The sequence below is a fragment of the Tautonia sp. JC769 genome (genome assembly GCF_040717455.1).
In the GTDB taxonomy this organism is placed as follows: Bacteria; Planctomycetota; Planctomycetia; order Isosphaerales; family Isosphaeraceae; genus Tautonia.
Genome location: NZ_JBFEFH010000010.1, coordinates 59,896 through 73,331, shown reverse-complemented (window position 1 = coordinate 73,331; position 13,436 = coordinate 59,896). Strand labels below are relative to the sequence as shown.

Sequence of the window (13,436 nt, the reverse complement as noted above, 5' to 3'; positions counted from 1 at the left end):
GCGCTCTGCGGTTGGCGTGGAGGAAGGGTTGAAGACGTGCCTGGATTTGCCCGCGATCCCGTCGGCCCGAGCCGATCGGAGTCCAGGTCGCGCGCGCCGCCGTACGGTGGCCCTTCGAGCCACGCCGGAGCCGATCATCATGCAGGGAACGGTACACTGGGTCGATTATTCGATCATCATTCTTTTTATCGTGTACGCGATACGCAACGGCATCCAGTCGAAGTCGGTCGCGTCGAAGAATGTGGAGGAGTACTTCCTGGCCGGCCGGACCCTGCCCGGCTGGAAGGCGGGGTTGAGCATGGCGGCCACGCAGTTCGCGGCCGACACGCCGCTGCTGGTGGCGGGGATGATCGCGGTCTCGGGGATCTTCTCGCTCTGGAGGCTGTGGATCTACGGGGTCGCGTTCCTGGTCCTCGGGTTTATTTTGGCTGGGAGCTGGCAGCGGGCGGGGGTGATCACCGACGCCGAGCTGACCGAGCTGCGGTACGGGAAGAAACCGGCCGCCGCGTTGCGGGGGTTCAAGGCGATCTACTTCGGCACGATTTTCAACTGCACCGTGCTGGCGATGGTCCTGCTGGCCTCGACCCGGATCGCCGAGCCGTTCCTGACCTGGAATGAGTGGCTGCCGGCGCTGCTGTTCGACCCGGTCGTGTGGCTCATGGAGTGGCTGCAACTGGATTTGAGCACGCTCCACCCGGGGGATCCGGAGCTCTACATCCGATCGGCGAATAATCTGCTGTCGATACTGGCGATTTTGCTGGTGACGCTCGGCTACTCGGCCACGGGGGGCCTGCGGAGCGTGGTGGCGACCGACGCCGTACAGCTCGGCCTGGCGCTGGTGGCCACGGCGGCGTTCGCGTTCATGGTGATCCGCGAGGTCGGCGGGCTGGGGGCGCTCCAGTCGGGCATCCAGGAGAAGTTCGGCGGGGGGCTGGGGCCGGGGGGGATCTCGGCCGGCGAGATCCTGGCGTTCACCCCCTCCAGGGCGCGCGAGGCGAGCATGGCCCTGCTGGTCGTGTATGCGACGCAGTGGTTCTTCCAGATCAATGCTGACGGCACCGGCTACCTCGCCCAGCGGACCATGGCCTGCCGGTCGCCGAGGGACGCCCGCGTCGCCGCCCTGACCTTGACGACGGTCCAGATCTTCGTGCGCAGCCTGCTCTGGCTGCCGATCGGCCTCGGCCTGATGCTGATCCTGCCGACCGACCTGGAGCAAGGGGGGGGGGCCGGGGCGCTTCAGCCCGGGGGCGTCGAGGCGGTGGTCGATGATCGGGCCGAGGCCGTGAATCCGCAGCACGATGCCGAGGCCGGTCGCGACGAGCCCGAGCTCGGCCCCGTCCCCGAGCCGAAGGAGGCCGCCGCCCGGCAGTTGGACGGTGAGGATTACGCCCGGGAACGGATCAAGGAGGATCGCGAATTCGCCTATGTGGAAGGGTTCAAGCAGATGCTCCCCGTCGGGCTGCTCGGCCTGATGCTCACCGGGATGCTGGCCGCTTTGGCCTCGACGGTGGACACGCACTTGAACTGGGGGTCGTCGTACTGGACGAACGATTTGTACAAGCGGTTCCTCAGCCGTCGCCTCTTCCGGCGCGACCCGGAGCCGAGGGAGCTGGTCTGGGTGGCCCGGGGCTCGAACGTGGCGATCCTGCTCATCGCGCTGGTGATCATGACCCAGATGCCTTCGATCCGCGACGCCTGGCAGGCCAGCCTCCTGCTCGGGGCGGGGATCGGGCCGTTGCTCCTGCTTCGGTGGGTCTGGTGGCGGGTCAACGCCTGGGGGGAGATCGCCGCCACGGTCGCCTCGCTCGCCCTGACCGCGCCGCTGCTGCTCTTGGTCCGCACGGACGACCCGGATCTGGACGTCTGGATCGAGGCCGTGCGGATGCTCATCATGGCGGTCGCGGCCTCGGGCGTCGGGGTCGGCGTGGCGCTGTATGTCGGGCCTGAGTCGAAGGAGAGCCTCGGCGAATTCTACCGCCGCACCCGGCCGCCGGGCTTCTGGGGGCCGATCGCCGAGGAGAACGGCGGCAGTGCGCGGGACGATCGGCACCGGCTGTACCGGGGGATCGGCGCGGTGGTCGCCGCGGCCCTGTCGATCTTCTCGATGCTCGTGGGGATCGGCTCGTTGATCTGCGGCAGCCCGCCGCCGACCTGGTGGCCCCACCGGCCGACCTGGCTCGGCTTCTGCCTGCTCTTGGGGTTCGGCCTGATGCCCGTCTGGTACTGGCTCGGGTTCTCCGAGGCCTCTGCCGAGCCGAAATCGCCGCCCCCCGAGGACCCCGACCGCAGCGAGGCTGCCGAGCAGCAGGTTGGCGCGAAGCCCGACGAGGACGAAGGAGAACGCCGCGGTGACTACAGCGAGACGGACCCCGACCCCCGCGACGATCTCCCAGAGGCGAAGTCGCCGCGGGGTTCCGGCCATCCCGACTCGTCCGGTATGTCCGGTTGAGCCTCGTCCGGCCCGGGGGGCGATCGCCCCCCGGGCGCGCGGTGGTTCCTCGGCTCCAGGCCGCTTCCGTTTGGGCATCGTGCGGTCAGGAGTGGCCCCGAGGATTCGGTTTTTTTCTCGCTGTCTGTCCCGCCGGACCGGCGATACCATGGGAGGGAGCCAGGGGGGTACGAACCAGGACGCGGGCGTCGCGAGCGACGCCGGCCACTCGGGCCGGCGCCGACGCGGTGGCCCAGGGAGGATGGCCCCATGGACAGTCCCCTGTTCGATCATGACCTCGATGGCCCGCCTCATCTCGGCGCGGCGGACGTCCGGGTCAGGCGAGAGACCGACGCGAAGTCGGGAAAAGGCCCGGCCGGCGGGCCGAAACCGCGCATGGAGCAGGCCGGGGATCGCCCGGGCATCGGGTGGATCGAGGGGGTGACCCTCTCCCAGATGATCGGCCTTGGCCTGCTGCTCGGCCTGCTGCTGTCCTCGCCGGCCTGGCTCGTCATGCTCCTGGAGCGGGGCAAGGCGTCCGCGATCGCGGAGACGGAGATGGAGACGGAGACGGAGACGGTGACGGCCCCGGCCGTGGTCGGGTTGCCGATCGTCGAGGCCGAGGCCCCCCGGGCCCCTCGCGAGGTCGTCGGGCTGGCCGAGTTGATGGAAGGGGCGCGGCGGACCGCCGCATCGAGCGGCTGGATCGCGACCGGCCGGCCCGACCCGCTGCTCATGACGGCCGTCGAAGACCTGGTCGATCGATTCCGCGAGGCGACCGGCGAGGCCGGGCTGCGGCTCCCGGTCCGGTTCGACGAGGTGACGCCGATGCCCGCGGACGCCGCGGCCTCGGAAGACTCGGCCGGCGTCCTCTCCCGAGCCCTCCAGGTCGCGGTGGCCCCCGAGATTCCGGGAGGCCCGGCGGTGTTGCGGGTGCAGGAGGCGAGGGAGTCGATCCTGATCGCCGATGGCGACATCGTGGTGTCGTACCCCAGGTCTTGCCTGATCGTGGCCACGGGGGCGGTCGAGGTCGGCGGCTTTGCGACCGATTGCGTCGTCTTCGCGGGCAGGATGGTCCGGTGCTACGGCGATTCCAACAGCCTGCTGGCCGCCGGGTCGAAGGTCAGGGTCGACGGTCTGATCGGCCTTGATCCCGTGGAGCACCGGGCCATCTATTCGGCCCCCGATCGGGTCGCCTTCCGGCCGGACGACCGGGACGTGACGGTCGTCAACGCCGGGTCGGTGACGGGCCCGCCCGACTGGCCCGACCCCACCCTGTTCCGGCGGATCCAATGGTCGGCCCTGGACCTCGGCGATGCCCGTCGCGCCGACGGGGACTTGCCCGAAGGCCTCGTCCGCTTCGGGCAGGCCCGCTCGTTCGTGCCGACGGTTCCGGGCAAACTCCGGGCGGAAGAATCCTTTTATGTCGAGTCGGCCGATGGCGCCTCGACCTTGACCCGACTCGGCGAGCCGATCGCGGATGCGGAGGGCCGGGCGATCCCGGTCCTGGAGGGTTGGACCCCGTACCGGATCAGCGACGGCTATTCGATGCTCTGGGACGGCCGGCGGTATCTCGACGTGCCGCACGAATTCACCGGCGGCGGGGTGCCTGTCAGCCTCCCCGGAATCCCGGGGACCCCCGTCCCCCCCGCCACCAGCCATCGGCCGGGGGCGGGGATTCCGGAACTCCCGGCGACCCCGGCCCGGCCGGCCGGGCCGGTCCTCTCGCCGGCCTCTCCGATCCCGCCGGCCTTTCCGATCCCGCCGGCTCACGCCTTCCCCGGTTAACGGATGCGGACCTCGAACGGCAGGATCAGGACGGCCGGCTCGCGTTCGACGAGGCGGCGGAACTGCTCGGCGCGGAGGGCCATGCCGCGGATCGGCTCGGGGAGGGCGGATTCGAGGCCGATCCGGGGGGACTGGATGCCCAGGCCGTCGAGGCTCTCGGAGAGGGACTCGAGGATCGACTTCGGCTCGGGCAGGGCGAGGCGTTCGACCTTCTGATCGGGGTCGAGCTCGGCCAGTTGCTTGGCGTGGGCGATGGCGTCGTCGAGGGTGCCCAGCTCGTCGACGAGGCCGAGGTCCTTGGCGCGTCGACCGGAGTAGATGCGGCCGCCGGCGAGCTTGTCGAGGGCCTCGTACTCGGTGTCGCGGCCGTCGGCGGCCTTCGAGACGAACTGGCGATAGGTGTCCTCCATCATCGCCCGGACGGCCTTCTCCTGCTCGGGGCTGAAGCGGGAGAAGGGGGAGAAGAGGCCGCCGTTCTCGCCGACGGTGACGGTGTCGGTCGAGACGCCGACTTTCTCCAAAAGGCCGCCGAGGGCGAACTTGCCGCCGACGACGCCGATCGACCCGGTCAGGGTGCCCGGCTCGGCGAAGATCGCGTCGCAGCCCATGCTGATGTAGTAGCCGCCCGAGGCGGCGGTGTCGGACATGCTGGCGACGACCGGCTTCTTCGCCTCGACGATCGCCCGCCACATCAGGTCGCTGGCCAGGGCGCTGCCGCCGGGGGAGTCGACGCGGAGGACGATGGCCTTGACCGAGTCGTCCTCCTCGGCCTTCTCGATCTGCTCGATGATGGTGTCGGAGCCCATCACGGCCTCTCCCAGGAGCGAGCCGGGGGAGGATTTGCCCGACTGGATGACGCCGGTGGCGTAGATGACGGCGATCTTCGGGTCGGAGGTCTTTGCCTTTTTCTTCCCCTCGCCCGAGAGCTCCTGCATGAGCTTCATGAAGCCGCTGAGGCCGGAATAATCCTCCGGCTCGGGCTGGCCGTACTTGGTCAGCAGGTCGAGCTCCTCGACGCCGAGTTCCTCGGCCAGGTTCGCCTCGACCTGGTCGGGATAGGCGAGGTCGTCGATGAGGCCGACCTCGCGGGCCTTGGCGGCGGTGTAGGGGCCGTCGTTGATGAGTTCGCGGACGGCGTCGGGTTCGAGTTTGCGGCCGTCGGCGATGGCCTGGATGAGCAGGTCGAACTCGTCGGAGAGGACCTCGGTCAGCTCCTCGCGGAACTCGGGGCTCATCTCGGTCCGGGTGTAGGGCTCGGCGGCCCCCTTGTACTCGCCGACCTGGAGGTAATCCGGCTCGACGCCGAGCTTGTCGAAGAGCCCCTTGAAGAAGGTGACCTCGGCCGAGAGGCCGGAGATCATCAAGGAGCCGCTCTCGGGCATGACGACGCGGTCGGCGGCCGAGGCGACCCAGTAATCGGCGTTGCCGGCCGATTCGAGGAAGGCGACGATCGGCTTGCCCGACTCCCGGAATTCGGCGATCGCCCGGCGCAGCTCGTTGGCCTTGCCGGGGCCGACGCCGAGGTCGCGGAAGCGGAGGATGAGCCCTTTCACCTCGTCGTCGGCCGCGGCCTTGGCCATGCGGTCGAGCAGGGTCGAGAGGTTCGTTTCGAGGGGGGAGCCGTCGAGGCCGAGGGGGGAGGGGGCCTCGTCGAGCGACCCCTTGAGGGTGAAATCGACGACCCTGGCCGGCTTCGGGGCCTCGGCGGGCTGGGCGGCGTCTGTCTTGGCGTCCTGGGTGTCCTCGTCGGCCCGGGCGGGGGCGAGGGAGATCGGCAGGGAGACGGCGAGGATCCAGGCGAATCGCGCGGGGTTCATCAGCACAAAAAGGCTCCGGGACGAGGGAAGGGCCGAGGCGCGATGGGCGGTCCGAGGAAATTGGGGGCACCACGGCCGGGAATTTGATTCGATCCCATGCTATGGTAATAAGGTTCTTCGTTCGGGTAGATTGGAAATTCAAGGAGTCGGGCACTTGAGATCGGGGCCGCCTGGTTGCTGGTGATGATGATCCGATCGATCGGCCCATCCTGCACTCACTGACCGACGCGGTGTCGCCGGCAGCCCGGACTGCCGGCCCTCGAATTTCGAGAGAAGACCCTACCCGCCCACTGGCCTCCAGGAGTTCGCCCCATGTCGCAAGGTACCCGCCAGCGACTCCAGCTTGAGACAATCGATGACGTGGTCGTGGTCAGCTTCACCGACAACAAGATCGTCCAGGACGAGGTGATCCAGGAAGTCGGCGACCAGCTCTACAGCCTCGTCGACGACCAGGGGCATTCGCGGCTCCTGCTGAATTTCAACAACGTGATGTACCTGTCCAGCGCCGCGCTGGGCAAACTCATCCAGTTGAAGAAGAAGGTCGGTGCCGCCAAGGGGACGCTGAAGCTCTGCTGCATCCACCCCGATTTGCTGGAGGTCTTCAAGATCACCCGGCTCGACCAGGTGTTCCCGATCTTCAAGGACGAGCAGTCGGCGCTCGACTCCTTCTGAGCTGACCCGACCCGGGCTGACCCGACCTGAGCTGAGCTGATCTGAACCGAGCCGAGTTGACCCGATTCGCGCTTCGATCCGATCCGGACCCTGGCCGCCGGAGGGCCTCCATGAGCCCCCCGTCCTCGTCTCCGTCTCCCGGAGACTCCGCGCTCCCGCTCGATGGGCCCTTGCTCACCGAGCACGATGCTGGAGGCGGGGTCGTCGTGGTTCGCTGTCGCGCCCGGTTCCTGGTGGAATCGGGGGTGATCGCGGCCTTCAAGGACGGCCTGCAGGGCCTCGCGGCCCGGCTCCCGCCCGGGCCCGGGGTGGTGGTGAACCTGGCCGGGATCGAGCACCTGTCCTCGAGCGCCCTGCTGGCGTTGATCCTCTTTCGCCGGCAGGTGCGGGACGAGCGTCAGGGCGAGGTGGAAACCTGTGAAGCGGTCCCGTGGGTCGCCGAGTCGTTTCGCCTGATCGCTCGGTTCTCCTGGGATCCGTATCCGAGCGAGGCCGCCGCGATCGAGGCGGTCCGCGCGGCGATGGCCGCGGACCGATCGGCGGGCGGCCCGGGCCGGTCGTCCCCGCCGCCGCCCCCGCCCCCGGCGGTGCCGCCGTTAATCCCGCCCCCGCCTTCGTGACGCGACGCCTCGCCCGTCGCGCGACCGGCCCGAAGGGAATCGGGGCGACCTGCGGACCCTGTGCTCGATGAAACGGATTTCGGATCGGAGAGGATCGCTGTGAGCGGCCCCGCCTCGACCCCCATGATGCAGCAGTATCGCGAGCTGAAGGCCCGCGACCCCGACGCCTTGCTCCTGTTCCGGATGGGGGACTTCTACGAGCTGTTCGGCGAGGACGCCGAACGCGCCTCGGCCTTGCTCGGCCTCGCATTGACGAGCCGGGACAAGGGGACCGACGCCATCCCGATGGCCGGGTTCCCCCACCCGGCCCTGGAGTCGTACCTGGCGAAGATCGTCGCCGCCGGGCACCGCGCGGCCGTCTGCGAGCAGGTCGAAGACGCGAAGCTCGCCAAGGGGCTGGTCAGGCGCGAGGTCGTCCGGGTCGTCACCCCCGGCACGTTGACCGACGACGCCCTGCTCGACCCGAAGGCGGCGAACTACCTGGCCGCCGTGGTCGAGGTGAAGGGGAGGCTCGGCCTGGCCTGGGTCGAACTGTCCACGGGGCGTTTCCTGCTCTGCGAGGTCCAGCGCCGGGAATTGCTCGACGAGATGGCCCGGCTCGACCCGGCCGAGATTCTCGTGTCCGAAACCGCGATGGACGCGCCCTGGGTCCGCCTGGTCCGCCAGCAAGGCCCGCACGTGCCGATCACCTGCCGCCCGTCGTGGGACTTCCAGCCGGGCGAGGCCAAGGGCCGCCTGTTCGAGCACTTCGGCGTCACGACGCTCTCGGGCTTCGGCCTGGACGACGAGGCGATCGAGGTGTCGGCGGCCGGGGCCTTGCTCTCGTACCTGAAGGACACGCAGAAATCGAGCCTGGGGCACCTGACGCGGATCGTCCCGTACCGCCGGGGCAGCACGCTCCTGCTCGACGAGACGACCCGCCGCAGCCTGGAGCTGACCCGGACCCTCCGGGACGCCAAGCGCGAAGGGTCGCTGCTGGCCGTGATCGACCGCACCTGCACGCCGATGGGGGCGCGATTGCTGGCGGAGTGGATGACCTCCCCGTTGACCGACCTCGACGGCATCACCCGACGCCACGCCGCCGTGGCCGAATTGCTGGCCGATACGGCCTTGCGTGCCGACCTGCGCGCGGCCCTCGACCGCGCGCACGACCTGGAACGCCTGGCCGCCCGGGCCGCGACTTTCCGGGCCTCGCCGCGAGACCTGGCCTGCCTGGCGAAGACGCTCGGCCTCTTGCCGCGCATCAAGGCCCGTCTCTCCGAACGCGGCGCCCCGTTGCTGAACGACCTGGAGCAATCGCTCGAACTCTGCCCCGAGATCCGATCGGGGATCGAACAGGCGCTCGTCGATGAGCCGCCGATCGCATTGAAGGAAGGGGGCCTGATCCGGGAGGGCTACCACCCGACCCTCGACGAGCTGCGGGAGATCGCCCGGGGGGGCAAGTCGTGGATCGCCCGCTACCAGGCCGAGCAGGTGCAGAAGACCGGGATCAACGGCCTGAAGGTCGGCTTCAACAAGGTCTTCGGCTACTACATCGAGATCACCCATTCGCAGGCCGCCGGCAAGGCGCTTCCCAGCGAGTACGTCCGCAAGCAGACGATCAAGAACGGCGAGCGCTACATCACCCCCGAGCTGAAGGAGTACGAGGATACCGTCCTCAGGGCCGAGGAGCGGGCGCGAGACCTCGAATACGAGCTGTTCCTGACCCTCCGCGACCGGGTCGCGGCCGAGGCCCCGCGGCTGGTCCAGGCGGGGGTCGTGCTGGCGACGGTCGATGTCCTCTGCGGCCTGGCCGAGCTGGCGGCCCGGCAGGGGTACTGCCGCCCCGAGATGGTGTCGGAGCCGGTCCTGACGATCGCCGACGGCCGCCATCCGGTGCTCGACGCGATGATGCCGCAGGGGGCGTTCGTGCCGAATGATGCGACTCTCGGCCCGGAAGACGGCATGGTTGTGATCCTGACCGGCCCGAACATGGCGGGCAAGAGCACCTATATCCGCCAGGTCGCCCTGATCGGCATTCTCGCCCAGATGGGCAGCTTCGTGCCGGCGAAGGCGGCGAGGCTCGGCGTGGTCGATCGGGTTTTTGCCCGAGTGGGCGCGACCGACGAGCTGAGCCGGGGGCAGAGCACGTTCATGGTCGAGATGACCGAGACGGCGAATATCCTGAACAACGCGACCGGGCAGTCGCTGGTGATCCTCGACGAGATCGGCCGGGGGACGAGCACGTTCGACGGCGTCTCGCTCGCCTGGGCGATCGCCGAGCACCTGCACGACGCGGTCGGGTGCCGGACCCTGTTCGCCACGCACTATCACGAGCTGGTCGACCTGGAGCAGTCGCGGCCGAGGTTGCGGAATTGCAACGTCGCGGTCCGGGAGCGCGACGGCGAGGTCGTCTTCCTCCACCGGATCGTCCCCGGGGGGGCCGACCAGAGCTACGGGATTCATGTCGCCCGATTGGCGGGGGTGCCGGGGTCGGTCCTCGATCGGGCCCGGACGATCCTGGCGTACCTGGAGCGGCACCACGGGACCGAGCAGATCGACGGCCAGGGGGGTGCAACCGCGAGTGAGGTCGCTCCCGGCGCGATGGATGGCCCGGATCCGCGCAAGGTCAAGACCGGACGGGGGATGCAGGAGAGCCTGTTCGCGGCGCTGCCCGACCCGATGATCGACGAGCTGCGCGAGGTGGACCCCGCGGCGATCGATCCGTCGGCCGCCGTGGCGTTGATTCGACGGCTCAAGGAACTGGCCGAATCGTCCTCGTGACGGATTCGGGGGGAGCCGAGCCGTGCCGAGCGGTCGGCCTGCGGTCAGTCGTGGGCCGACGGGCCGGCGGGTTGAGCGGGCAGGGGGGGCAAATCCCCTTCGAGGTGCCGCTCGATCATCTCGATCAGGCCTCGCAGGTCGGGGCGAGTCGCCGGAGATTCGCCCGCCGCGGGCGGGTTCGACATCGAGAGCAGGACCCGCGCGACGCGGCGAATCTGCTCCTCGGGACTGATGGCTTCGGCGTTCACGAGACTCATTCCGTGTGAAGAGCGAATGAACTTCCTCTTGAATCGTAGCCTTGTGGTCCAGCCTTGGCCAGTCGAAACTGTTCGGGAGAATCGTTGGGCTCCCGGTTCTTCCGGACAGACTGGCTGATCGCGCCCGAGCCTGCGCGACGTTCCCCACCCCTCGTCCCGGTGATTTCGGACATGACAGCCGACACGCAATGGCCCTTCGCCGATCCTCCCGAGACGGCCGTCTTTACGATCGACCGCATCCTCGACGGCGAGGCCCCCGTCCTGCTCGTCACGCACGACGACGATGACGGGGCCTGGCAGTTCCTCGACGGCGAGCACGTCTTCGAGGAGGACGCCCGGGTCGTCTCGCTGGGAGAGATGGCGCAGTTCGACCCGAGCCTGATCGAACTGGCCGATCTCCCGCTCGGGGGCTTCGCCTGGCGATCGGGGCCGGCGAAGCCCTGGACGCGGGGCGAGGGGGAGCCGCCCGCCGTGCTCGATTCCCAGGGGGCCTGATTCGACCGACGGTAGGGCGGGTCGATGGGGGGAGGGGACCGCGCGCAGAAACGCGGAGAAGAGAAATTCAAAATAAAGAGAGGAAAGGGAGGGGGACGGAGGCCGCGGTTTCCCTCGCGCCGCGTGTGAGGCTGCCTCACGGCGTTGAGATGCCAGGTCAAACCCCCTGGCGGGCCTGGCCGAAGCCGTGCGGCTGGCTCTGGACGGGCCGGGGTGCTAGACTGCCGCAATCGACCCGAATCCCGGCCGAAATCCTGCCCCGAGGGAGTACGCCCCACCGATGTCCTACACCTGCCTGAACCCTGAGGCCATCGAGCGGCTCAGGGCCTACAACACGCCGACGATCTCCAACGCCATCGAGGTCTTCAATGTCCGCCCGAGGCACGTCGGCTACCTGCCGCACCGGATTCGGAGCCTGACGCCGAACCTGGGGGTGATGGTCGGCTATGCCGTCACCTCGCAGACGAGGGCCTCGCACGACCCGAACCCGAGCCCGGATCTGAACGCCGATTACCTGCGCTACGTCGCGAGCCAGCCGGGGCCGAAGGTGGCGATCGGCCAGGACCTGGACGACGAGCCGGGCCTCGGCGCCCAGTTCGGCGAGGTGAACGCGACGATCCACCAGAAGCTCGGCTGCGTCGGCCACATCACCGACGGCTGCCCGCGCGACCTGGACGAGGTCGAGGGGCTCGGCTTCCAGCTCTTCGGCCTCAATCCGTGCGTGAGCCACGCGTACGTTCGGCTGGTCGATTTCGGCAAGCCGGTGACGATCGCCGGCGTCGAGATCAAGCCCGGCGACCTGATCCACGCCGACAAGCACGGCGTCTGCATCATCCCCGCCGAGGTCGCCGACCGCCTCGCCGACGCCTGCGCCCAGGTCGAAGCCCTGGAACGCCCCCTGCTCGAACACTGCCGCAGCGCCGATTTCGACCTGGAGCGCTACATCCAGCTCCGCGCGGAAATGAAGAACAAGATCCGGGAGTGAGAGCCAGATCCCTTGCAGTCGATTGAGCGATGACCTCGGTCCCCTCCTCCTCGGAAGAAGTGGCCGGCCCCAATTCGAGGGATGAGCGCATTGCGGAGGCAAGGGTTGAATTCCGGCTCCCTCGCCCCGTTCGCGGGGAGAGGGGGCGGGGTTCGGATCGCAAGGCGTAGCGTTCGAGGCTCTAGCCCGCGGGGTGGCCCGGACAACGGCAACAACGGCACGTTGTCCGGGCGGCGAAGCCGCAAGAGGTTACAGCTGATGCCGCGCCAGTCATTCAAGCCATGCTTGAGCGGAACACCTCGTGTCGCTTCGCGACCCGGACAACGTGCCGTTGTCCGGGCCACCCCGCGCGAGGTTAGGTGATGGGGGGGGGCGGAGGGCTGGGAAAGAAGACGGGGACCACCTGATCGACGATGAACCCGATTAAGAGCCAGAGAAGGATCGTCAGGATGAGGATCAGGAAGCCGGCCGGGATTTGCCTCAAGGTGCGGATCAACCCGGCACTCCAGCTTCGGGCAGACATTCGATCGAGGAAGCGTACCAACAGGAGCGGCAGCGCGACCGTCGCGCCCCACCAATACGCGAGCCATAGGCAGAAGGTGCCATACCGCCAACCGGGGACCGGGAGTCGGGGAATCGAGGCGGCCCACGCCCACGCCAAGAGGAGCGCCGAACCTACGGCCAGGCGAACTGAGGCCATCATGAGGGACGGGCTTCGCATGCACACGATCGCAGACGCCAGGATGAAGCCGATCAGCATCGCGAAGGCGCTGAGGGGGTCCTGTGCCGCTCTGATGCGAAACCAGTCGGCGGCCAAGGCCATGGCTGCGATGCAGGCAAGGAGCCCAGCAAGGGACCTCTTGCGGTTTCGGACAGTCGCAGGTGGCTGAGAATTCATTGATGGACTCCGCCGCCTGACCTGGAGTAGGTCGACGAACTGACGTAATCAGCATGATACGCGGGGTGGCCCGGACAACGGCACGTTGTCCGGGCGGCGAAGCCGCAAGAGGTCGAAGCGGATGCCCCGCCTGTCATTCAAGCCACGCTTGGGCGGAACACCTCGTGTCGCTTCGCGACCCGGACAACGTGCCGTTGTCCGGGCCACCCCGCGGGATCATTCTTCGCGAAGGCTGAGGCATTGGACCGACTGGATCGTCTCGGCCGCGATCGAGACGATCCGCTCCTCGCCAGGTGTGGTCGCAGCAATGCCGATGTTCCGGAAGAGCCGATTCACGAAGGGGATCTTCGCGCCGGGGGAGTTCTCGGAGGCGACTCGCCTCGTCTCGGTCACCGACAGGACGATCTGCCGGGCCGATGCCTCGACGACCGTCCCTTCGAAGGTCGTTGCGACGGTGTTCTGGCGGTTCGCGACGGGTTTCAGCGCGATCACGCAGCGGCTGCCCTCGGGGATGAGCGTGGGGCTGCCGATAATCGTGATCACCGCTTCATCCCCGGCGGCTGCCTTCGCATGGGCGAGCGGGACGATCGCCAGCAGTGCGGCGGCGATGATCCGCACGTTTCCGTGGCGCATGGGGGTTCTCCCTCTGTGATGGCCGATTCCGGGCATGACAGTGAGGGAACTACGTGATCACGCGACGCCCGTCAAGGGGC

General features: G+C 68.7%; 11 protein-coding genes. 7 read left to right on the top strand and 4 right to left on the bottom strand.

The window, feature by feature from the left end:
- The first annotated feature begins 139 nt into the window (after positions 1 to 139).
- Together AB1L88_RS12235 and AB1L88_RS12230 are read left to right on the top strand one after the other, a co-directional pair.
- On the top strand, positions 140 to 2,449 hold the full coding sequence (locus AB1L88_RS12235) for a sodium:solute symporter family protein (protein ID WP_367096944.1): 2,310 nt from the start codon (positions 140 to 142) through the stop codon (positions 2,447 to 2,449).
- Between the two features lie 249 nt (positions 2,450 to 2,698).
- Positions 2,699 to 4,216, top strand: a complete 1,518-nt coding sequence (locus tag AB1L88_RS12230; RefSeq protein ID WP_367096943.1) for a hypothetical protein — start codon at positions 2,699 to 2,701, stop codon at positions 4,214 to 4,216.
- Here the strand turns inward: AB1L88_RS12230 and sppA are convergent.
- Positions 4,213 to 6,033, bottom strand: coding sequence for a signal peptide peptidase SppA (sppA, locus tag AB1L88_RS12225; protein ID WP_367096942.1), 1,821 nt, complete (start codon positions 6,031 to 6,033; stop codon positions 4,213 to 4,215). The genes AB1L88_RS12230 and sppA overlap by 4 nt on opposite strands.
- A gap of 312 nt (positions 6,034 to 6,345) precedes the next feature.
- On the opposite strand from sppA, the gene AB1L88_RS12220 reads away from it, so the two are divergent.
- The 3 genes from AB1L88_RS12220 (at position 6,346) to mutS (ending at position 10,088) form a co-directional block, all read left to right on the top strand.
- Positions 6,346 to 6,705 carry an STAS domain-containing protein gene (locus tag AB1L88_RS12220; RefSeq protein ID WP_367096941.1) on the top strand — a complete coding sequence of 120 codons (360 nt, stop codon included), beginning with the start codon at positions 6,346 to 6,348 and terminating at the stop codon, positions 6,703 to 6,705.
- Positions 6,706 to 6,815: 110 nt separating this feature from the next.
- Positions 6,816 to 7,325: a hypothetical protein gene (locus AB1L88_RS12215; protein WP_367096940.1), complete on the top strand. Its 510-nt coding sequence runs from the start codon at positions 6,816 to 6,818 to the stop codon at positions 7,323 to 7,325.
- A 99-nt stretch (positions 7,326 to 7,424) separates the two neighbouring features.
- Positions 7,425 to 10,088, top strand: a complete 2,664-nt coding sequence (gene mutS, locus AB1L88_RS12210) for a DNA mismatch repair protein MutS (protein WP_367096939.1) — start codon at positions 7,425 to 7,427, stop codon at positions 10,086 to 10,088.
- A gap of 44 nt (positions 10,089 to 10,132) precedes the next feature.
- Here mutS and AB1L88_RS12205 read toward each other — a convergent pair whose 3' ends face one another.
- Entirely contained in the window at positions 10,133 to 10,336 is a 204-nt protein-coding gene (locus AB1L88_RS12205) for a hypothetical protein (RefSeq protein ID WP_367096938.1), read from the bottom strand.
- 180 nt (positions 10,337 to 10,516) lie between these two features.
- Here AB1L88_RS12205 and AB1L88_RS12200 point away from each other — a divergent pair, with 180 nt between their 5' ends.
- Positions 10,517 to 10,840 (top strand): hypothetical protein, encoded by a 324-nt coding sequence (locus tag AB1L88_RS12200; protein WP_367096937.1) that lies wholly within the window; start codon positions 10,517 to 10,519, stop codon positions 10,838 to 10,840.
- Positions 10,841 to 11,120: 280 nt separating this feature from the next.
- Positions 11,121 to 11,825 carry an RraA family protein gene (locus AB1L88_RS12195; RefSeq protein WP_367096936.1) on the top strand — a complete coding sequence of 235 codons (705 nt, stop codon included), beginning with the start codon at positions 11,121 to 11,123 and terminating at the stop codon, positions 11,823 to 11,825.
- Positions 11,826 to 12,180: 355 nt separating this feature from the next.
- Here AB1L88_RS12195 and AB1L88_RS12190 read toward each other — a convergent pair whose 3' ends face one another.
- Complete coding sequence (locus tag AB1L88_RS12190) at positions 12,181 to 12,321, bottom strand: hypothetical protein (RefSeq protein ID WP_367096935.1); 141 nt, start codon at positions 12,319 to 12,321, stop codon at positions 12,181 to 12,183.
- A 618-nt stretch (positions 12,322 to 12,939) separates the two neighbouring features.
- Positions 12,940 to 13,356, bottom strand: coding sequence for a hypothetical protein (locus AB1L88_RS12185; protein ID WP_367096934.1), 417 nt, complete (start codon positions 13,354 to 13,356; stop codon positions 12,940 to 12,942).
- Positions 13,357 to 13,436: the final 80 nt, after the last annotated feature.